Source organism: Butyricimonas hominis (assembly GCF_014287455.1).
GTDB classification, from domain to species: domain Bacteria; phylum Bacteroidota; class Bacteroidia; order Bacteroidales; family Marinifilaceae; genus Butyricimonas; species Butyricimonas muris.
The window spans coordinates 1-674 of the sequence record NZ_JACOOH010000063.1; the positions used below are offsets into that span (position 1 = coordinate 1).

Sequence of the window (674 nt, forward strand, 5' to 3'; positions counted from 1 at the left end):
ATAAAGGAGATAAGCCCGATGTTCATTACCGATTTTGAGTTGTATTTGCGTACCGCCTGCAAGTGCGGCTACAACACCACCGCCAAGTTCATGCAGTTCTTCAAGCGTATCATCATCATTGCCCGTAACAACGGCATACTGGTGGGCGACCCGTTCGCCAGCTATAAAATCCGGCTGGAGAAAGTGGACAGGGGTTATCTGACAGAGGACGAGATAAAAATCATCCTTAAAAAGAAAATGGTTTCCGAGCGGCTGGAACACGTCAGGGACTTGTTCGTCTTTTCCTGTTTCTGCGGTTTGGCTTACAGCGATGTCGCCAACTTGCGGCAGGAGAATATCCAAAAGTCCTTTGACGGCAACCTTTGGATAATCACCAAGCGGCAAAAGACGAATACGGACGTGAATGTCCCCCTGCTGGATATTCCCAAGATGATTTTGAAGAAGTACAAGGGCAAGTTACCGGACGGGAAGATACTTCCCGTAATCAGCAATCAGAAGCTAAACGCCTACTTGAAAGAGATTGCCGATATATGCGGTATTAAAAAGAACCTGACGTTCCACCTTGCCCGGCACACGTTCGCCACGACCACCACGCTGTCAAAGGGCGTACCCATTGAAACGGTGTCCAAGATGCTGGGACACACAAACATAGAAACTACGCAAATCTACGCCCG

At 48.7% G+C, this 674-nt stretch carries 1 protein-coding gene; it reads left to right on the forward strand.

What is annotated here, in order from left to right; genetic code table 11:
- The coding region (locus H8S64_RS22250; protein ID WP_186978741.1) for a site-specific integrase at positions 1-674 on the forward strand (674 nt) is incomplete at both ends.